Origin of the sequence: Pseudomonas sp. WS 5011 (assembly GCF_012985775.1) — a bacterium.
GTDB lineage: Bacteria > Pseudomonadota > Gammaproteobacteria > Pseudomonadales > Pseudomonadaceae > Aquipseudomonas > Aquipseudomonas peli.
In genome coordinates this window covers 198,071-216,844 of record NZ_JAAQXA010000008.1, presented here as the reverse complement: position 1 = coordinate 216,844, position 18,774 = coordinate 198,071, and the positions used below count along the sequence as shown (strand labels likewise).

Below are 18,774 nucleotides of genomic sequence, written 5' to 3'. Positions count from 1 at the left end.
CACCCGTTCCGGGTAATCAAGCGTCAGTTTGGTTATGTGAAGACGCGGTTCCGTGGTCTGGCCAAGAACACGGCACAACTGGTGACGCTGTTTGCGTTATCAAATCTGTGGATGGCACGCAGACATTTACTGACGAATGCGGGAGAGATGCGCCCGTAATATGGGCAATAGCCGCCGCGAGGTGCTCGCGGCGGTTAGAAATACAGAAATTAGCGGGTGATCTGGTCGTTTTTGATCGGTTTGCCGCTTTCAAAATCGGCAGGGGCTGAAGTCAGCCTGAAATACAGGGCTTTTTCAGACCATCCTTAAGCAGCACCGGGTACCAGCGCAGCAGCTCTGGCTCACCAGCCAGGCCCAGAAGCAGGCAAAAGCCCAGGGCCACAGCGGTCATCCAGCGGTTGCCCGGCTTGCCCCATTGGCTGAGCGCGCGGGCCAGCCACAGGCCACCAAGCAGCAGGGCGAACAGGCGTGGCGACAGGTGCTCCATGCCGTAGTACACGGCAAAGGGGTAGAGCAGTCCGGCCAGCAGCAGGAGCAGGCCAAATAGACGACTCATTATTCGCTGGCTGGAGCGTTAACCAGCTGCAGCACCGCCTCGACCACGTCACCCACCGTGCGCACTGCCTTGAACTCTTCGGCCGCAAGCTTCTTGCCGGTCTGGCGCTTGATGTGGTCGATCAGGTCCACGGCATCGATGCTATCGATCTCAAGGTCCTGATAGAGGTTGGCTTGCGGCGTAATACGTTCGGCGTCCAACTCGAACAGCTCCACCAGGGCATCGCGCAAGGTCTCGAAAATCTCTTCACGGGTTTGCATCGGCGGCTCCCTCAGGCGGTCTGTTGCGATGACACGAATGCCGCCAGGCTGGCTACGTTGGCAAAGTGCTTGCGGGTGTCTTTGGCTTCAGCGTCGATCTTGATGCCAAAGCGCTTCTGGATCGCCAGGCCGAGCTCCAGGGCGTCGACCGAGTCCAGGCCGAGGCCTTCGCCGAACAGCGTCAGGTCGGCGGCAATGTCTTCGGCCGCCATGTCTTCAAGGCCCAGGGCATCGATAATCAGGTTTTTAATTTCCAGCTGTAAATCGCTCATCTTTGGCGAGCTCCTTCATAAAGTGTTGGTGCAGAAAATCGTTGAGTTTGCGCGAGGCTATCGGCGGCGCCCCCATGGCATTGAACTGCTGTGGGTCAATATCCTCGCCTACGCGTAGGCGAATGTGAAAACGGCGCGACGGAATGCTGTACCAGGGCTCGGCTTTGGTCAGGGTGGTGGGGCTGACGCTGATCACCACTGGGGTGACGATGCGTGCGCCACGAATCGCGATGGCCGCTGCACCACGGTGAAACTCCGGGGCCTGCCCCGGCGTGGTGCGCGTGCCTTCGGGGAATATCACCAGGGTCTGGCCGCTTTGCAGCGCGCCGGCGGCTTCGTCGAGCATGTCCATGCTGCCGCTGTTGCTGATGAAGTGGGCCGCGCGCAGGGGGCCGCGCATGCTCGGGTTGTCCCACAGGGTTTGTTTGACCACGCAGTTGGCATCACGAATAAAGGCGATCAGCACCACCACATCGATCAGCGAGGGGTGGTTGGCGATGACCATTTGTCCCGGTTGACCGAGGCGTTCGATGCCTTCGACTTCGTAGGTCAGTACGCCGCTGCGGTACATAAAGCGCACGAACAGGTAGAAGGTTTTGCTCACCACCGCGCGGGCGCGGGTGCGCCGGCTCAGGGCATCGCCTGGCAGCAGGGTCAGCAGCGGGAAGATCAGCACGCGCAGCAGCACACCGCCGATGCCGAACAGGCTGAAGCTCAGGGCCGTGGCCACCAGCCGCCAGACATAGGGCGGGCTGTAACGGCTCAGGCCTTGTTGCGTGACCAGGTCCATTGTCGGTTCTTCCAGTGGTGCTGCAGGGTCGGCTGGTCGCTGCACAGGGCGCGGACCAGGTTGAGAGCGTGGGGCCATTCGCTGCCGGCGCCGTCGCCCCGGCTCAGGTGCAGCTGCCAGTCATCGCCCGGCGTCAGCAGTAGGCCAACGGCATAGGGGAACGGGACGTCGTCGATAAATGGCGCGTAAAGCTCGGGCGGAGTTTCTTCGGCAATCACCACTAGCACTGCTGGTGCGCCGTCGTGGAGCATGCCGCAGGCTTCCAATATGGCGTTTTCCAGGCCGTCGCCGGCGCCGGCAATGGCCGTCATTTCGCTGTGATCGCCGCGCTGGATCGACCATAGACCGATGATCGCGTTGTGCACCGAGAGGCTGAACTGGGTCGGCGACAGCGGCTCGTTGTGCGCCAGATCACTGAGAATGGTCAGGGTGCGCGGGGTTTCGCCATGCCGGCTGGCGAACACCATCGGTAATTGCGGGTGCGCTTCGGCCAGCGGCCAGGCGACGTGGAAGGCCATCCGCGCCAGGCGGCTCAGGCGGCGGCGCTGCATGGCCGGCAGCGCGCTGACATCCGGTTGCTGGCCCGCATCCACCAGGCGCGACGGTGCCTGATGCCAGGCGCACCAGTCAGCCGTGCTGTCCAGGCCAGGAGCCCAGGCACGCCATTGTTCGATCCTGAAATGTGTCACGCGGTGGGCATCCATGTCGGCTGCCGCCAGCCGCAACCAGCGGAGGGCTTGGCAGCAGGCATGGCGAAGTGCTGGCATTATCCAGACCGTACGGGCCGTGCGCAAATCTATGGCCTACTGTTCTGACCGGAGGCGGCGGGGTTTTGCCGAAAATCTCGCCCTTGTCACGTAGTTTGCATAGAATCCGGGACCATTTCGGGGTTTATGCGGGATTCAGGGGGTATTTCATGCGGCGCGTGATCTTCAATCAGAAGGGCGGTGTGGGGAAGTCCAGTATTGCCTGCAACCTGGCCGCGGTCAGTGCTTCCCAGGGCTATCGCACGCTGCTGATCGACCTAGATGCCCAGGCCAATTCGACCCATTACCTCACCGGCCTGACCGGTGAGGACATCCCCATGGGCATTGCCGAGTTCTTTAAAGGCACGCTGTCATCGGCGCCGTTCGGCAAGAAAGGCAGCGTGGATATCTACGAGACGCCGTTCGACAACCTGCATGTGGTCACCGCCACCGCCGAGTTGGCCGACCTGCAGCCGAAGCTTGAGCAAAAACACAAGATCAACAAGCTGCGCAAACTGCTCGAAGACCTCAGTGAAGACTACGAGCGCATCTACCTCGATACCCCACCTGCGCTGAATTTCTACACCGTCTCCGCGTTGATCGCGGCTGACCGCGTGTTGATTCCGTTTGACTGCGACAGCTTCTCGCGCCAGGCGCTGTATGGCCTGCTGCGCGAAATCGAGGAACTCAAGGAAGACCACAACGAGGGCCTGGAAGTCGAAGGCATTGTGGTCAACCAGTTCCAGCCGCGCGCCAGCCTGCCGCAGCAGCTGCTCGATGAGCTGATTGCCGAGGGTCTGCCGGTGCTGCCGGTCAACCTGATGAGTTCGGTGAAGATGCGCGAATCTCACCAGGCCTGCACGCCGCTGATCTATCTGGACCGCAACCACAAGTTGACTCAGCAGTTTGTCGAGCTGCATGACCTGCTCAACAGTGCTGATTGAGTTGAGTCTGGATAACAAAAAAGCTGCCTAGGCAGCTTTTTTGTTGGGCGAAGAAAACCTACCTGACGACGTAGATGTCGCAGGGCGCCTTGTGCAGGAAATGCTGCGCTAGGCTGCCGAGCAATGCTTGCGACAGTGCGCTGCGGCCGTGGCTGCCGAGTACCAGCAGTTCGGTGTTGGTGCTTTTCAGGCGCGCTTGCAGGCAACGCAGGATGCCGCCTTGCTCCACCGAATGAGTCAGGGTCGGGCCTTTCTCCGGTAGGTTCTGCGCTTCATCTTCCAGCAACTGGTTGATCAGGGCTTTTTGCGTGTTCAGTTGCGCTTCAACCTGCTTGGGCGTGCCCTTGTCTGGCTCGAAGACGTGCAGGGCGTGCAGTTCGGCCGTTTCCGGCAGCAGGCGGTAGGCCTGGCCGAGGGCGCTGCAGGCGCAGAGTGAAAAATCGATGGCCGCCAGTGCGCGCTGGTATGGCTTGAAATCGTTACGCGCTACCAGCAGCAGTGGCACCGGGCAGTTGCGGGCAATGCGGTCGAGGCTGGTGCCGGAGAAGAAGTCGTGGCGCTGGTGATGGCCGCCGAGTACCAGTAAGTCGCAACCCAGCTCATTAAGCTGTTGCAGCACCACTTCCGAGGGCTTGATGCCGGTGCGGATCAGCAGTTGGCTGCCGGGTGGGGCGTATTGGGTCAGGCTGCGGTCCAGCGCCTGCTTGGCCTGCTCATGCTCCTGACTGCTTTTACTCGGGTCGAGCACATGCAGGATGGTCAGTTTGGCGCTGAATTGCTTGGCCAGTTGCGTGGCGCGGCACAGCGCCATATCGGCAGTGTCGCGCAGGTCGTGGGCAATAAGGATGTGGCTGGGCATGGTCGGCGTTCTCCTGCCGATGCATGTCGGCACATTTATTGTGACCTCGAGTCATAGCTGGACTTTTGACCTAGGGCAAGGTCAGGTGTCAGCGTGCGCGCAATTGGTAAAGGCCGCGACTCTCGGCCACTACTTCACCACTCTCATCGGTTAGCTGCAACTGTAAAACATACTCGGCTTTGCCCAGTTCTGTTGCCTGTTTTTGCAGCTGCTGGATTTCCTCTGCTGCAAGGTGTGCCTCGACACGAATATCGCCGGTTGCCGGGCGGCGAAAGCGCAGGTTCATTTCCTTGATGATGGGGTAAAAGCGCTGGGCATCGAAGCTGGTGAGGAACAGCGCACCGCCGGGAATTTCTGCCAGGGTGAACAGCGCGCCGGCGTACATGCTGCCGATATGGTTCTGGTTACCCGCCAGCGGCATGCGCAGGCGCACGTGGCCGACTTCCAGCACTTCGGCCTTGAGCCCGCTGCGCTGGACAAAGGCAATCTGTTCTTCGGTGAGCTGGCGCACCAGTTCGATAGGCATCGTCATGCTTGGCTCCACAATTATTGTTGTGCAGCCAGCCTAAGGGTTGGTCGATGGCAGGGTAATGACCGCAAGGCTGCCGGTCGATTGACCAATTCGCTCAGATGCCCTGCTGACGCAACCAGCCGAGCAATTGCGGCAAGGGCAGCGCGCCACTCTGGCGAGCCACTTCGATGCCGCCCTTGAGCAGGATCAGCGTCGGGATCGAGCGAATGCCCATTTCAGCCGACAGCTGCGGGTTGGCTTCGCTGTCCAGCTTGGCCAGGCGGCAGTGGCCTTGCAGCTGCGCGGCGGCCTGTTCATAGATCGGAGCAAAGCTGCGGCACGGGCCGCACCAGCTCGCCCAGACATCAATCAGCAACGGCAGGTCGCCTTTATTCTGCGCGTCGAAGTTGGCCTGGGTCAGGTCGAAGGGTTTGCTGGGTAGCACCTCCGATTTGCAACGGCCGCAGCGCGGCGCATCGCCCAGGCGCTCGGCGGGAATGCGGTTAAGGCCGTTGCAGTGTGGACAAGGGATCAGCAGAGGGTTGGACATGGGCGACTCCAGAGGCGGTTATCCCTTATCTGGAGTCGCTTATGCGGATATCAAGGGCGATCAGCCCGCCGCAGCGTCCAGCGCCTGGGCTAGGTCGGCGAGGATGTCGTCGCTGTGCTCGATACCGATCGACAGGCGCACCATGTCACGCGGTACGCCGGCGCGCTCCAGCTCTTCATCATTCAGCTGGCGGTGAGTGGTCGAGGCCGGGTGGCAGGCCAACGATTTGGCATCGCCGATATTCACCAAACGCACCACTAACTGCAGCGCATCGATAAAGCATGCGCCTGCAGCCTGGCCGCCCACAATGCCAAAGGACAGGATAGAGGCCGGCTTGCCGCCGCAGAAACGCTGCGCCAGTGCGTGCTCGGGGTGATCGGGCAGGCCAGCGTATTTGACCCACGCCACCTGTGGATGATTTTGCAGGTAATGGGCGACCTTCAGCGCATTCTCGCAGTGGCGCTCCATGCGCAAGGCCAGGGTTTCCAGGCCTTGCAGAATCAGGAAGGCATTGAACGGCGACAGCGCTGCCCCGGTGTTGCGCAGCGGCACCACGCGGCAGCGGCCGATAAAGGCCGCCGGGCCGAAGGCTTCGGTGTAGGTCACGCCGTGATAGGAAGGATCCGGGGTGTTGAGCAACGGGAAGCGCGCCTTGTTGTCCGCCCAGGGGAACTTGCCGGAGTCGACGACGATGCCGCCGATGCTGGTGCCGTGGCCGCCGATGTACTTGGTCAGCGAATGCACAACGATATCGGCGCCATGCTCGAACGGGCGGCAGAGAATCGGCGTGGCCACGGTGTTGTCGACGATCAGCGGCACGCCATGGCGGTGCGCAGCGGCGGCCAGTGCGGCCAGATCGACGATATTGCCGGCCGGGTTGCCGATGGACTCGCAGAATACGGCTTTGGTTTTGTCGTCGATCAGCGCTTCGAGGGCGGCGATGTCGTCATGGGCAGCAAAGCGGGTCTGGATGCCGAAGCGCGGCAGGGTGTGGGCCAGCAGGTTGTAGGTGCCGCCGTAGAGTTTGGCCACCGAGACGATATTGTCGCCAACCTCGGCCACGGTCTGGATCGCGTAGGTGATGGCGGCCATGCCCGAGGCCACGGCCAGCGCGCCGACACCGCCTTCAAGCGCAGCCACGCGCTCTTCGAGCACGGCGTTGGTCGGGTTCATGATCCGCGAGTAGATGTTGCCGGCGACCTTCAGGTCGAACAGATCGGCACCGTGCTGGGTGTCGTCGAAGGCAAAGGAGCTGGTTTGGTAGATCGGCACCGCCACGGCCTTGGTGGTCGGATCAGGGCTGTAACCGGCGTGGATGGCCAGGGTTTCCAATTTCATGCGCGCGTTCCTTCAGGGCAGTTTGAAAGACCCGCAGCATGGCCAAAGCAAGAAGGCCCGGTCAATGCGCTGGCGCAATGAAACGGGCCTTGGGTTAGATCGATGTATTTGCCGCTTATGCCGCTAACAGGCCGCTGAAAACTACCTGCGTTGCCATCGCGGCGTTAAAAACAGGCTCACAGCCAACGGTTGAACGTGCGTTAGCACGGCCCCGAAGGGGTGAGCGAAGCGAATCAAGTGCTCATTTACAGCTCGTAAACTGCGCTTTTTCGCCGTTTTGACCAGCCGAAGGCTGTTACTGGCGTAGCGCCTTGCGCTGGCTGCCTCGCCTACGTTTTCAACGGCCTGTTAAACCGGTGTTAGCGGGAAGAACCAGGGGATTACAAAACTGGCCACAACCCACAGCAGCAGATTGAGTGGAATGCCGACCTTCATAAAGTCGGTAAAGCGATAGCCGCCGGCGTTGTAGACGAAGGTGTTGGTCTGATAGCCGATGGGCGTGGCGAAGCTGGCGCTGGCGGCGAACATCACTGCGACCACAAAGGCGCGCGGGTCTACGCCCAGGTGCTGGGCCATACCGATGGCAATCGGCGTGACCAGTACCGCTACAGCGTTGTTTGACAGCACTTCGGTAAGAATCGAGGTGAACAGGTAGATAAACGACAGCATCAGCAGTGGCCCGGCCCAGGGCATCAGACCCATGACATTGCTGACCATCAGGCTGACCAGGCCGACCTTATCCATGGCGATGCTGATAGCCAGCATGCCGAAAATCAGGCTGAGAATTTTCCAGTCTACTGCCTTGTAGGCGTCTTCCACGTCCAGGCAGCGGGTCGCCAGTACGGTCACCGCGCCGATGATCGCCAGGCCCTCGATGGGCATTACGCCAAACGCGGCGAGGATCATCACCGCCAGGGTGGCAATAATCGCAATCGGCGCCTTGTCGCGGCGGAAGGCACGCTCCTGCACGGCATTGAGGCTGATCAGCTCGCCGTTGTCGGCGAAACGCTTGATCTGCGTCGGCGTACCTTCCACCAGCATTACATCGCCGAACTGCAGTTCGAAGTCATCCAGGTTGCCCTGGATGTTCTCATCCTGACGGTGCACGGCGAGCACGGCGATGCCGTAGCGCGCGGTGAGGTCGAGGTCGCGCATCGGCCGGTGGCTGTAGCGCGAGTTACGCCCGACGATGGCCTCGGCGAGGATCACGTCGTGGCTGCTGATGGTTTCGAAGGCATCGCTGCGGTTGAAAATCAGGTGGCCGCTTTCGCGCAGCTCCACCACATCCTTGACCTGGCCGTGCAGTACCAGTTGGTCGCCCGCCACCAGTAGGGTGTCGTGGGCCGGCTCGGTGAGCTCTTGCTCGTCACGGAAGATTTTCAGCACCTGCAGGCCACTGCCACCGTTGAGGTTGGCTTCGTGCAGGGTCTTGCCGATTACGGGCGAGTCATGCGGTACCAGCAGCTCGGTCATAAAGGTGCGGTCAAGGTTCGGGCGCAGCTGCTTGGACAGGGTTTCGCGCTCAGGCAACAGGCGATGGCCGATGGTCAGCAGGTAGGCCATGCCGAAGGCGGCCATGATCAGGCCTGCGCCGGTAATCTCGAAGATGCCGAAGGGCTCCAGGCCCGCCTTGCGCGCCACGCCGTCGACCAGAATATTGGTCGAGGTGCCGATCATGGTCAGGGTACCGCCGAGGATGGTGGCGTAGGACAGCGGAATCAGCAGTTTCGACGGCAAGGTGCCGGCGCGGCGGGCCAGGGAAATCGCCACCGGAGTCAGAATGGCCACCACCGGTGTGTTGTTCAGGCAGGCGGAAATCACCAGGGCGGTGACGGTCAGCCCGGTGAGTACGCGAATCGGGCTGGTACCGACCAGATCGCCCAGCCAGTTACCCAGGGCGTCGATGCAGCCGGTGCGCTCCAGTGCCGCTGAGAGTACGAACATGCAGGCGATGGTCACTGGCGCCGAGTTGCTCAGTACGCTGAGTACTTCCCCAGGCGTCAGCAGTTGGGTAATCAGCAGCGCAGCCACGGCGATGGCCGCGACGATGTCCGGGCTCCACTTCTCGCGCACAAAGGCGTACAGCACCCAGATCAGCAGGGCACCGACAAACAGCAAGGGCAGAGGAAGAGAGTCCCAGAACATGAACATCCTTAGCGTTGAATCTCGTGTGAGGTATCGGGCACGCCAATCCAGACGGGGCGGCCACGCAAGGCGGAGAAGATAAGGGTTGCTGCTTAGAGAGTCTAAGAATGTTTGGAAAGGTTTATATGCCTTTTCGATTTAATAGATAAGGCTGTACCGGCCGCTCTAGCGGGCACTGTGCCTGTGCGCTGGAACGGTGGCGGATTAGGCTCAAGGCTTTATCGGGCAGGAGGTGATATGCGTCAGCTAGGCATTCTGGGTGGCATGAGTTGGGAGTCCACGGCCAGCTATTACCGTTTGCTCAACCAGGGTGTGCGCGAGCGACTCGGCGGTTTGCATTCGGCACCGCTGCTGTTGCATTCAGTGGACTTTGCCGAGGTCGCCGAGCTGCAGCGGTGTGGCGACTGGCAGGCGGCTGGGCAGATGCTGGCGCAGGCGGCTCAGGGGCTTGAGCAGGCGGGGGCCACGGCCCTGCTGCTGGCCACCAACACCATGCACAAGGTGGCGCCGGCCATTGAGGTGGCGGTGCAGATACCTCTGCTGCATATTGGTGATGCGGTTGGTCAGGCCCTGCAACGCCTGGGTGTGCGCCGCGCGGCTTTGCTCGGCACGCGTTTTACCATGCAGGAGGACTTCTACCGCCAGCGCCTGGCCGAGCGCTTTGCGATTGAGGTGATTACGCCGGACGCGGCGCAGATGACGGAAATCGACCGGGTGATCTTTGCCGAGCTGTGCCAGGGCCAGTTTCTGCCGCAGGCGCGGGCGTTCTATCTAGACTGCTTGCGCACGCTGCAAACCCAGGGCGCCGAGGTGGCCATCCTCGGCTGCACCGAGATCGGTTTGCTGCTCGATGGCCTGGATGCCCCACTGCCGCTGCTCGACAGCACCGAACTGCATGTGGCCATGGGGCTGGAGTGGATGTTGGGGGCTTGAGCGCTGCTCAAGACGAGCAGCTGATTTCCAGGTGCTTGCCCCATTCCGGCGGTCGCTGGGCGTAGCGTTCGAAGCCTGGCTGTTCGTCGAAGGGCCGCGATAGCACTTGATGCAGTTCGCGCACCGGGGCGTAGTCGCCTTGCTCGGCGGCCTCGATCACTTGCTGCGCCAGGTAGTTGCGCAAGATGTACTTGGGGTTGACCGCGTGCATGCGCATGCGGCGTTGCTCCGTGTCGTCACCATCGCGTGCACTGCGCGCGAGGTAGTCAGCTGCCCAGGCATCGAAACCAGCCAGGTCGGTGAAATCGTCGCGCAGACGCGCTACGGCTTGCGCGGCCGGGCTGTCGCCGAGTTCGCGGAAGAACAGGGTGTAATCCACTGCGCTGCTCTGCATCAGTTGCAGCAGGCGCTGCACCAGGGCTTCATCGCCCTCATCGGCACTGAGCAGGCCCAGGCGCTTGCGCATCAGGTCGAGGTAATGCGCCTGGTACAACGGCAGGAACAGGCCGAGCGTCTCGCGCAGCGCGTCGACATCGACCAGCGGCACCAGGGCTTGGCCGAGGGCGGCGAGGTTCCACTGGGCAATGGGCACCTGATTGCTGAACGAGTAACGGCCGGTGTCATCGGAATGGTTGCAGATGTGCTGGGCGTCGAAATCATCGAGAAAGGCGTAGGGGCCGTAATCGAAGGTGATGCCGAGGATCGACATATTGTCGGTGTTCATCACCCCGTGACAGAAACCGTAGGCCTGCCAGTAGGCGATCATCGTGGCGTTGCGTTCGATGACTTCGCGGAATATTGCCAGATACGGCTGTTCCTGCTGCAAACAGTCGGCGTAGTGGCAGTGCAGCACGTGCTCGGCCAGCTGTTTGAGTTGCTCATGTTGCTGGGTGTAATAGAAGTACTCGAAGTGACCGAAGCGGATATGGCTGGGCGCCAGGCGCAGTACCATCGCCGCGCGTTCTTGTTTCTCCCGCCAGACCGGCGTGCTGGAGCCGGTCACGCACAACGCCCGCGAGCTGGGGATGCCGAGGGCGTGCAGGTGTTCACTGGCGAGAAACTCGCGGATCGATGAACGGAGTACGGCGCGGCCGTCGCCCATGCGCGAGTAGGGCGTTTGTCCGGCGCCTTTGAGGTGCAGGTCCCAGTACTCGCCGGCGTCGTTGATGACCTCACCCAGCAGCAGGCCACGGCCATCGCCCAGGCGCGGGTTGTAGCCGCCGAACTGATGCCCGGAATAGACCATGGCGCGTGGCTCGGCGGTGCTCCACAGCTTGTGCCCGGCGAAGATCTGCGCAAACACCTCGCTCTCGGCTTCACTCGGGTCCAGATCAAGCAGGGCCATGGCGGCCGGGCTGGCAACGACCAGGCGCGGCTCGGCAATCGGCTCGGGCAGTACGTGGGTGGAAAATACGTCGCCGAGGCGGGCAAAACGGTTGTCGAACTGCAGCTCGATAAGCGGCTTCACGGTCAGGCTCCAGCCGGGCACATACGGCCCGGCAGTGATGAGGTGGCAGCCCGCGCTGGCGGGCCTGGCGGCAGGCTACTGCGGGTCGATTGCAGGTGTCGGTGGTGGTAATTGTCCCTGCTGTGCATCGGCTGCCGCTGTGGCGGCCACCATTTGTCCGGTGGTCAGGTTGAGTTCCTGGCCGTGCAGGTTCTTGATCATTACCTCGACCTGGTTGAAGGCCATTTCCACGTTGTGCTCACGGAAGCTCAGGGCGATGCGCGTGAGGATTTCATCGGTGGCGGCGTTGCGGTCGCCCAGCTCGCGCACATGGAAGCGCAGCTCGTAGTCGAAGGTGCTGGCGCTGATAGTCAGGAAGAACAGCAGCGGTGCTGGGTCGCGCAGTACCCGCGGGTTTTCCTCGGCGGCCTGCATCATCAGCTTGCGCGCCAGCGGCAGGTCGGTTTCGTAGGCTACGCCGATCTTCACGATGACCCGGGTAACCGTGTCGTTGAGCGACCAGTTGATCAGCTGGTCGGTGACGAAGGTCTTGTTCGGCACGATGATTTCTTTGCGGTCGAAATCGGTGATGGTGGTGGCGCGAATGCGGATCTTGCTCACCGTGCCGGACAGGTTGCCGATGGTCACCACGTCGCCGATGCGCACCGGGCGTTCGAACAGGATGATCAGGCCGGAAATAAAGTTGGCGAAGATCTCCTGCAAGCCGAAGCCCAGGCCCACCGACAGGGCGGCGACCAGCCATTGCAACTTGTCCCAGCTGACGCCGAGGGTCGACAGGGTGGTAACAAAGCCGATGGCTACGATCAGGTAGGACAGCAGGGTGGTGGTGGCGTAGGCGCTGCCCTGAGCCAGGTTCAGCCTGGAGAGCACCAGTACTTCGAGCAGGCCGGGCAGGTTGCGCCCCAGGGCGATGGTGATGCCGACGATGATCAGTGCGCCGAGCACATCGCTGAGGCTGATCGGCACCAGAGTGGCGGCATCACCGCTGCCGCTGCTGTATTGGTAGAGGGCGATATTGTCGAGGTAGGCAAACACCGAGATCAGGTCCGCCCAGACCCAGTACAAGCCCGCGATAAAGGTGCCGAGCAGGGCCAGGCGAATTAGGCGCAGCGACTGCTGGTTGACCTGTTCGATATCCAGGGTCGGCTCCTCGACCACGGTTTCCGTGCCTTCGCCGCTGTCCTTGCTCTGTGCCTGGCGTTTGGCCGTGGCGCGCTGGTAAGCCAGGCGACGTGCTGCCACGCCCAGGCCGCGCACGAAGGTGGCCTCGATGACCAGCCAGATCACCAGCAGATACAGGGTGTTGATCAGACGGTCGCTGAGTTTCAGTGCGGTGTAGTAGTAGCCGAGGCCGACCGCGATGATCAGCGCCAATGGCAGCAGGCTCAGGCCGATGCCGATCAGCATGCGGAAGGCTGAGGCATGCTCGCGTGCCGGGCCGGTGAGTAGCAGTTTGTGCAGCAGCCAGACCATCAGTGCGTAGCAGGTCAGCACCACGGTCAGGCCGATCACGTCATCGCCCAGGCCGGCCGGTTGGTGTTTGGCCACCGTGACCACGGCGACCATGGCCATGACTACCAGACCCAGACGGCGTACCTGGCGATGCAGGAAGGCCACCTGTGAGCGGCCCCAGCGGAAGTGCAGCTCGGCCACGCCGCCATCGGCGAGGATGCGGTACAGGGTGTAGAACACCAGCCAGGCCTGGGCCATCTGGAACAGCGCCTCACCCAGGTTGGCGTTCTGTCCGCGGGCATCCATTTGCAGGGCAAAGCCGCACAGCGCCAGGAACAGCGTGCCGGGCAGGGCCAGCAATACGTTGAGCATGATCGCCATCGGCGTGTGCAACTGGCTGTCGCGTTTGAAGTGGCCGATGTCTTGATGCAGTTCTGCGAGCTTGCGATACAGGTAGCCGCGGCGCCACAGCAACAGCGCAATCAGCAGCAGCAGGGGCAGGAACAACAGTGGCCGCTCGGTCAGGCCTGCACCCAGCTGACGCAGGTTGGAGCCCCAGGGCAGTTCGGCAATCTGCCGTTCGAGCAGGCGCGGCACGGACTTGATCCACTCCAGATCCAGCGGTTTGTTGCTGGGGATCCAGAACATCTGCTCGTCGAGGGTGGCGCGCAGGGTTTCTGCGGTGGTTTTCAGCTGCTTCTGATTCAGCTGCAGGGTGATCGACTCATTGAGCAGGGCGTTCAGCTCACGGTTAAGGCGGTCGATCAGCTCGCGGCGGGTATCGGCGATGGCCAGCAGGTCGGTGCGCAGGGCCTGGTTGCCGGCCTCGTTAGGCTGGGCGCTGAGCAGGTTGTCGACATACACGCTGGGGTTGTTGATGGCTTCGCGCTGCTGATTGAGCTCGAACTGGTACAGGCGCAGGTCGGCGATCTGATCGGGCAGGTTGCTGTCGATCTTCAGCGTCGGCAGGGCTTGCTGCTGCTTATAGAGGATGCGCGAGAGCAGCAGGCTGCCTTGCAGCACGCTGATCTGTTCTTCCAGGGCCTGGTCGCTCTGGCTCAGGCTGTCGAGTTGCTGCTTGGTCTGCAGATTCAGGCGGGTCAGTTCATTGAGCCGATCGGTGGCGCGCAGCAGGTAATCGGAGAGCTTCAGGTTGATTGCGCTTTCCTGTGCCAGCAGGCTGTCGGTGCCGGCCTTTTCGACCTCGCGTGACTGTTCGGCGAGGGTTTGTTCGGAGAGGTCGCGGCGCTTTTCATTGATCAGGTTCTGCAGGTCGAGCAGTTCCTGTTCAAGGCGTTTGATGCGCTCTTCCAGCAGGCTGCGGCGGCTGTTACCGAGGTCCTGCAGCAGGCTGTTGCCGGCCAGTTCCTGGCGGCGCAGCTGTGTTTGCGCATCAAGCTTGGCCAGTTCGGCATTCAGCTGGTTACGCCGCTCGTTGCTCAGCGGTTTGCTGGCATCGCGGCCGCTTTTCAGGATGCTGTTGATTTCCTGGCTGCGGGTCTGGTTGCCGCTGATTTCTGCCTGGGCGCGTTCCGGGCGAGTCTGCGCGGTGATCACCAGGCTATTGGCCTCGATGATCTGCTTCTGCCACTCGTTGAGTTGTGCGTTGCGATCGGCGAGCAATTGCTCGAGCTGCGGCAGTGTGCTTTTGCCGTAGCGCAGATTGACCTGGGTGGGTGTGCTGTTTTTCAGTCGCTCGTAATCGCGTTGCGCCTCGCCAATCAGGCGTGGGGCTTGCTGCAGCTGTTTCTCAAGGTCGGCGCGGCGCTGCTCGCTGTCGGCTTTTTCATCCAGCAGCGCAAGGGTTTTCTCCAAGGTCTGCTTGACGGCCAGTTGCTCGGCTTCCGGCAGCTTGCGGTCGGCCAGGTTGTCCAGGCTGCTTTGTACGTCAGCCCGGCTAGGTGGCTCGGCAGCCTGGAGCAGCGGGGCGCTCAGGCACAGCCCGAGCAGTGCGACGGCAAGATAAGTGCGAAGAGAGGGCATAGTGACGATCGTTGGCTCGAAAAGAGGCTGAGTTTAACAGGCGCCTGGCTAAGCGCCTGTGCCGCATGTAACGGCTCTTGGGCGCTAGATTACGCTCTTGTGCTGCGCTTTTTAACGCAACAGCGCTGGCGCGTAACCCGGCGCTTAAAGGAAGAGCCCAGGGCCTGGGCGACTGCCTTCGGGGAATCTGACGCCGACCTTGCGGATCTTGTTCCCTTCCATGGCGGCCACGGTCCAGGTCAGGCCTTGCCATTCCACCTGGTCGCCGATAACTGGCGAGCCGCCAATCTTGTGGGCGATAAAGCGGCCCAGGTGCAGCTGGCCTTCGGCGCCTTCCAGTTGCAGGCCGTAGAGTGCGGCGATGGCGGCCAGTTCGGCATCGCCTTCCAGTACGAAGTCACCGAAGAAGCGCAGGTCCTGGCCGCGCGTTGGCGCCTGGCTGAACAGTTTGCCGAGGGCGGGCAGGTCATGTTCGTGGCCAACCACGCAGAGCAGGTCGCCGGCATCCAGAGTCGTGCTGCCGGAGGGGTGCAGCAGTTCCTTGCCACGGAACAGCGCGGCGATACGCGTGCCTTCGGGCATCTTCAGTTCGCGTAAAGGCGCGCCGATGCACCATTTTTCCGCACCGAGGCGGTAGATAAACAGCTCCCACTGGCTGGTCGGGTGCACGTCCAGCCCAGCGCGCGATACCGGTGCGGGCTCTGGTGGGACGGTCACGCGCAGCAACTTGGCGGCAAACGGCAGGCTGGTGCCCTGCAACAGCAGCGAAACCAGCACGATAAAGAACGCCACGTTGAAGAACAGCTGGGCATTCGGTAAGCCGGCCATAAGCGGGAACACCGCCAGGATAATGGGCACCGCGCCACGCAGACCGACCCAGGCGATAAAGGCGCGTTCGCGGTCATGGAAGGCCTTGAAGGGCAGCAGGCCGATAAAGATCGACAGTGGGCGGGCGAACAGAATCATCCACAGCGCCAGGCCCAGAGCCGGCAAGGCAATCGGCAGCAGCTCGTGCGGGGTGACCAGCAAACCGAGAACCAAGAACATACCGATCTGCGCCAGCCAGGTCAGGCCGTCGAGCATATGCAGGATGCCGTGGCGCGAGCGAATCGGCCGGTTGCCCAGCAGCAGGCCGCACAGGTAGATCGACAGAATGCCGCTGCCGCCGACGGCGGTGGTGATGGCGAAGATGATCAAACCGCCGCTGACCACCAGCAGCGGATACAGGCCGTTGGCCAGTTCCATGCGGTTGATCAGGTTGAGCAGCAGCCAGCCGCCACCGAGGCCGAACAGCGCGCCGATGCCGAACTGCTGCAGCAACTGCACCAGCAAGCCCCAGCTCAGGCCATCCTGGCCGCTGGCGAGCATGGCGATTAGGGTGACGGTGAGGAACACCGCCATCGGGTCGTTGCTGCCGGACTCGATTTCCAGGGTGGCGCTAACCCGTTCGTTCAGGCCGCGCCCGCCGAGCAGGCTGAATACCGCAGCGGCATCGGTGGAGCCGACGATGGCGCCGATCAGCAGGCCTTCCATCCAGCTCAGGTCGAACAGCCAGGCCGCTGCTACGCCGGTCAAACCCGCAGTGATCAATACACCAACGGTGGCTAATGAGAGGGACGGCCACAGGGCGACGCGAAAGCTGGAGACCCGCGTTCGCATGCCACCATCGAGCAAGATGATGGCTAACGCCAGGTTGCCGACCAGATAGGCCAGTGGGTAGTTGTTGAAGACAATGCCGCCAGGGCCATCGGTGCCGGCGAGCATACCGACAGCGAGAAATATCACCAGAATCGGGATGCCGAAGCGCGAGCCGAATGCACTGACCAGGATGCTCATTGCGACCAGAACGCCACCGATCAAAAACAGATTATTGATGGTGCTGGCATCCAAGGCGCGTACTCCGTGCGGGTTGGTGAGCGTGCCACTATGCATGGCCCGTGCCAGAGATTCTAACCGCTGCCTTCACACCGCGCTCAAAAAAAACGCCCCGCGTTCAGCGGGGCGTCAGTTTCAACAGCGCTTCGCTGGGTTTAGAACCAGGTGTCCTGCATGCCCAGGCAGGTGTCGTCGCGGGCTTCGAGAATCGCCAGGTCGTGGTGGCAGCTCGGTACTTCCCAGGTCAGGAAGTAACGCGCGGCCTGCAGCTTGCCTTGGTAGAAGTCGACATCGCTGGGATTGCCTTTCGCCAAGCCTTCCTCTGCGCGGATTGCCTGTTCCAGCCAGCGCCAGCCGATCACGGTATGGCCGAACACCTTCAGGTACAGCGCTGAGTTGGCTAGGCCTTCGTTGACCTTGCCGCTCATCAGGTCGCCCAGCAGCGCCAGGGTCACGGTTTGCAGGCGTGCCAGCAGTTGCTCCAGCGGCTGGCGCAGGGCGGTCAGCGAAGCGTGGGCTTCGGCGCGTTGGCAGGTGCCGTGGATCAGCTTGAGCAATTGCTTGAGCGCCGCGCCGCCGTTCATCGAGACCTTGCGGCCGAGCAGGTCGAGGGACTGGATGCCGTGGGTGCCTTCGTGGATCGGGTTGAGGCGGTTGTCGCGGTAGTACTGCTCCACCGGGTAATCGCGGGTGTAGCCGTGACCGCCGAGAATCTGGATGGCCAGCTCGTTGGCTTTGAGGCAGAACTCCGACGGCCAGGATTTGACGATCGGGGTAAGCAAGTCGAGCAGCTCCAGGGCGATGCGCCGTTCTTCCTCGGTTTCCAGGGTCAGGGTGTCGTCGAACAGGCGCGCGGCGTACAGACCGAGGTCGAAGGCACCTTCCACGTAGGCTTTCTGGGTCAGCAGCATGCGCCGTACGTCAGCATGCTCAATGATCGCCACCTGGCTGGAGGTCGGGTCCTTGCCATCGGGCAAGCGGCCTTGCGGGCGCTGGCGGGCATAGTCCAGCGAGTACAGGTAGCCGGCGTAGCCGAGCATCACCGCGCCCATGCCGACGCCAATGCGCGCTTCGTTCATCATCTGGAACATGTAGCTCAGGCCATGGTGCGGTTTGCCCACCAGGTAGCCGACGCAATCGCCGTTATCACCGAAGTTCAGCGCGGTGGAGGTGGTGCCGCGCCAGCCCATCTTGTGGAACAGCCCGGCCAGGACCACGTCGTTGCGCTTGCCCAGGCTGCCGTCATCATTGACCAGAAACTTCGGCACGATAAACAGGCTGATGCCTTTAACGCCCGCCGGGGCATCCGGCAACTTGGCCAGGACCATGTGCACGATGTTTTCCGACAGTGGGTGGTCGCCGCCGGAGATAAAGATCTTGTTGCCCTTGAGCCGGTACGTGCCGTCTTCGGCTGGTTCGGCGCGGGTGCGGATGTCCGACAGCGAGGAGCCGGCATGGGGCTCGGTCAAGGCCATGGTGCCGAAGAAGCGGCCGTCGATCATCGGCTGCAGAAAGCGCTGCTTCTGCTCAGTCGTGCCGAAGTTCTCGATCAGGTTGGCCGCGCCCATGGTCAGGAACGGGTACGAGGTGGTCGCCGCGTTGGCCGACTGGAAGTGGGCGAAGCAGGCCTGCGACAACAGGTTGGGCAGCTGCATGCCGCCGACGTCGAACTCGCGGGTGGCGTTGAGGAAGCCGGCCTCGAGGAAGGCATCCACCGCCGGTTTGACTTCGGGGATCAGCACCGCCGCGCCGTCGACGTACTCCGGCTCGTGTTCGTCATTCTTGCGGTTGTGCGGGGCGAACAGGTTTTCCGCGATGCTGCGGGCGGTGTCGATGGCCGCGTCAAAGGTTTCGCGGCTGTGTTCAGCGAAACGCTCACGCTGGGTCAGGCCTTCGGCGTCCAGCACTTCATACAGCTCAAAGGCCAGGTTGCGGGAACTGAGCAGAGACTCGGACATGGGTGTACCTCCGGTTGCGATGAGCCGAGTCTAAGCAGCTGCACGTGCGGCTCCCAGCACTATTAATAAGCGTGATAACGGGGCGTTGGGCCGGAGCGGTCGGGTAGGGTGGGTGACGCTTTATCCATCCAGCA

The 18,774-nt window shown here is 62.2% G+C and carries 15 protein-coding genes and 2 pseudogenes; 3 read left to right on the top strand and 14 right to left on the bottom strand.

Annotated features, from left to right (window positions below; translation table 11 throughout):
* Positions 1-159 (top strand): annotated as a pseudogene (locus HBN63_RS11465) (IS5/IS1182 family transposase); the annotation flags it as partial.
* A 148-nt stretch (positions 160-307) separates the two neighbouring features.
* Here HBN63_RS11465 and HBN63_RS11460 read toward each other — a convergent pair.
* The 5 genes and pseudogenes from HBN63_RS11460 to HBN63_RS11440 form a co-directional block, all read right to left on the bottom strand.
* A pseudogene (locus HBN63_RS11460) lies at positions 308-556 on the bottom strand (hypothetical protein); the annotation flags it as partial.
* A complete protein-coding gene (locus HBN63_RS11455) occupies positions 556-816 on the bottom strand; it encodes an acyl carrier protein (protein WP_170049506.1) in 261 nt (86 codons plus the stop codon). The gene HBN63_RS11455 and the pseudogene HBN63_RS11460, both read right to left, overlap by 1 nt.
* Positions 817-827: 11 nt before the next feature.
* Entirely contained in the window at positions 828-1,088 is a 261-nt protein-coding gene (locus HBN63_RS11450) for a phosphopantetheine-binding protein (RefSeq protein WP_090249897.1), read from the bottom strand.
* Positions 1,063-1,878, bottom strand: a complete 816-nt coding sequence (locus HBN63_RS11445; RefSeq protein WP_170049505.1) for a lysophospholipid acyltransferase family protein — start codon at positions 1,876-1,878, stop codon at positions 1,063-1,065. The genes HBN63_RS11450 and HBN63_RS11445 overlap by 26 nt, the downstream gene beginning before the upstream one ends.
* A complete protein-coding gene (locus HBN63_RS11440) occupies positions 1,851-2,567 on the bottom strand; it encodes a beta-ketoacyl synthase chain length factor (protein WP_160085729.1) in 717 nt (238 codons plus the stop codon). Before HBN63_RS11440 ends, HBN63_RS11445 begins: the two co-directional genes overlap by 28 nt.
* 227 nt (positions 2,568-2,794) lie before the next feature.
* Here HBN63_RS11440 and HBN63_RS11435 point away from each other — a divergent pair, with 227 nt between their 5' ends.
* Positions 2,795-3,568 (top strand): ParA family protein, encoded by a 774-nt coding sequence (locus tag HBN63_RS11435; RefSeq protein ID WP_090249893.1) that lies wholly within the window; start codon positions 2,795-2,797, stop codon positions 3,566-3,568.
* Positions 3,569-3,626: 58 nt separating this feature from the next.
* On the opposite strand, the gene HBN63_RS11430 is transcribed toward HBN63_RS11435, so the two are convergent.
* From HBN63_RS11430 to HBN63_RS11410, 5 genes are all read right to left on the bottom strand, one after another.
* Positions 3,627-4,427 (bottom strand): universal stress protein, encoded by an 801-nt coding sequence (locus tag HBN63_RS11430; protein ID WP_170049503.1) that lies wholly within the window; start codon positions 4,425-4,427, stop codon positions 3,627-3,629.
* An 88-nt stretch (positions 4,428-4,515) separates the two neighbouring features.
* Positions 4,516-4,959 (bottom strand): YiiD C-terminal domain-containing protein, encoded by a 444-nt coding sequence (locus HBN63_RS11425; protein ID WP_170049502.1) that lies wholly within the window; start codon positions 4,957-4,959, stop codon positions 4,516-4,518.
* A gap of 94 nt (positions 4,960-5,053) precedes the next feature.
* Positions 5,054-5,488 (bottom strand): thioredoxin TrxC, encoded by a 435-nt coding sequence (trxC, locus tag HBN63_RS11420; RefSeq protein WP_170049501.1) that lies wholly within the window; start codon positions 5,486-5,488, stop codon positions 5,054-5,056.
* Between the two features lie 60 nt (positions 5,489-5,548).
* Positions 5,549-6,826, bottom strand: a complete 1,278-nt coding sequence (locus tag HBN63_RS11415; protein ID WP_170049500.1) for a bifunctional O-acetylhomoserine aminocarboxypropyltransferase/cysteine synthase — start codon at positions 6,824-6,826, stop codon at positions 5,549-5,551.
* 348 nt (positions 6,827-7,174) lie between these two features.
* Positions 7,175-8,971: an SLC13 family permease gene (locus HBN63_RS11410; protein ID WP_170049499.1), complete on the bottom strand. Its 1,797-nt coding sequence runs from the start codon at positions 8,969-8,971 to the stop codon at positions 7,175-7,177.
* A gap of 237 nt (positions 8,972-9,208) precedes the next feature.
* On the opposite strand from HBN63_RS11410, the gene HBN63_RS11405 reads away from it, so the two are divergent.
* A complete protein-coding gene (locus HBN63_RS11405; protein WP_170049498.1) occupies positions 9,209-9,904 on the top strand; it encodes an aspartate/glutamate racemase family protein in 696 nt (231 codons plus the stop codon).
* 7 nt (positions 9,905-9,911) lie between these two features.
* On the opposite strand, the gene HBN63_RS11400 is transcribed toward HBN63_RS11405, so the two are convergent.
* The 4 genes from HBN63_RS11400 to HBN63_RS11385 all read right to left on the bottom strand — a co-directional run bounded on the left by HBN63_RS11400 (position 9,912) and on the right by HBN63_RS11385 (position 18,640).
* Positions 9,912-11,372: a protein adenylyltransferase SelO gene (locus HBN63_RS11400; RefSeq protein WP_170049497.1), complete on the bottom strand. Its 1,461-nt coding sequence runs from the start codon at positions 11,370-11,372 to the stop codon at positions 9,912-9,914.
* Positions 11,373-11,447: 75 nt separating this feature from the next.
* On the bottom strand, positions 11,448-14,807 hold the full coding sequence (mscK, locus tag HBN63_RS11395) for a mechanosensitive channel MscK (protein WP_160085723.1): 3,360 nt from the start codon (positions 14,805-14,807) through the stop codon (positions 11,448-11,450).
* Positions 14,808-14,951: 144 nt separating this feature from the next.
* A complete protein-coding gene (locus HBN63_RS11390; RefSeq protein ID WP_170049516.1) occupies positions 14,952-16,697 on the bottom strand; it encodes a potassium/proton antiporter in 1,746 nt (581 codons plus the stop codon).
* 140 nt (positions 16,698-16,837) lie between these two features.
* Positions 16,838-18,640, bottom strand: a complete 1,803-nt coding sequence (locus HBN63_RS11385) for an acyl-CoA dehydrogenase (RefSeq protein ID WP_170049496.1) — start codon at positions 18,638-18,640, stop codon at positions 16,838-16,840.
* Positions 18,641-18,774: the final 134 nt, after the last annotated feature.

Coding starts and splice junctions, on each gene's coding strand:
- trxC (WP_170049501.1), bottom strand. CDS start 5,488: ATGTCCAACCCTCTGCTGATCCCTTGTCCACACTGCAACGGCCTTAAC.
- HBN63_RS11415 (WP_170049500.1), bottom strand. CDS start 6,826: ATGAAATTGGAAACCCTGGCCATCCACGCCGGTTACAGCCCTGATCCG.
- mscK (WP_160085723.1), bottom strand. CDS start 14,807: ATGCCCTCTCTTCGCACTTATCTTGCCGTCGCACTGCTCGGGCTGTGC.
- HBN63_RS11455 (WP_170049506.1), bottom strand. CDS start 816: ATGCAAACCCGTGAAGAGATTTTCGAGACCTTGCGCGATGCCCTGGTG.
- HBN63_RS11445 (WP_170049505.1), bottom strand. CDS start 1,878: ATGGACCTGGTCACGCAACAAGGCCTGAGCCGTTACAGCCCGCCCTAT.
- HBN63_RS11450 (WP_090249897.1), bottom strand. CDS start 1,088: ATGAGCGATTTACAGCTGGAAATTAAAAACCTGATTATCGATGCCCTG.
- HBN63_RS11385 (WP_170049496.1), bottom strand. CDS start 18,640: ATGTCCGAGTCTCTGCTCAGTTCCCGCAACCTGGCCTTTGAGCTGTAT.
- HBN63_RS11430 (WP_170049503.1), bottom strand. CDS start 4,427: ATGCCCAGCCACATCCTTATTGCCCACGACCTGCGCGACACTGCCGAT.
- HBN63_RS11405 (WP_170049498.1), top strand. CDS start 9,209: ATGCGTCAGCTAGGCATTCTGGGTGGCATGAGTTGGGAGTCCACGGCC.
- HBN63_RS11435 (WP_090249893.1), top strand. CDS start 2,795: ATGCGGCGCGTGATCTTCAATCAGAAGGGCGGTGTGGGGAAGTCCAGT.
- HBN63_RS11410 (WP_170049499.1), bottom strand. CDS start 8,971: ATGTTCTGGGACTCTCTTCCTCTGCCCTTGCTGTTTGTCGGTGCCCTG.
- HBN63_RS11425 (WP_170049502.1), bottom strand. CDS start 4,959: ATGACGATGCCTATCGAACTGGTGCGCCAGCTCACCGAAGAACAGATT.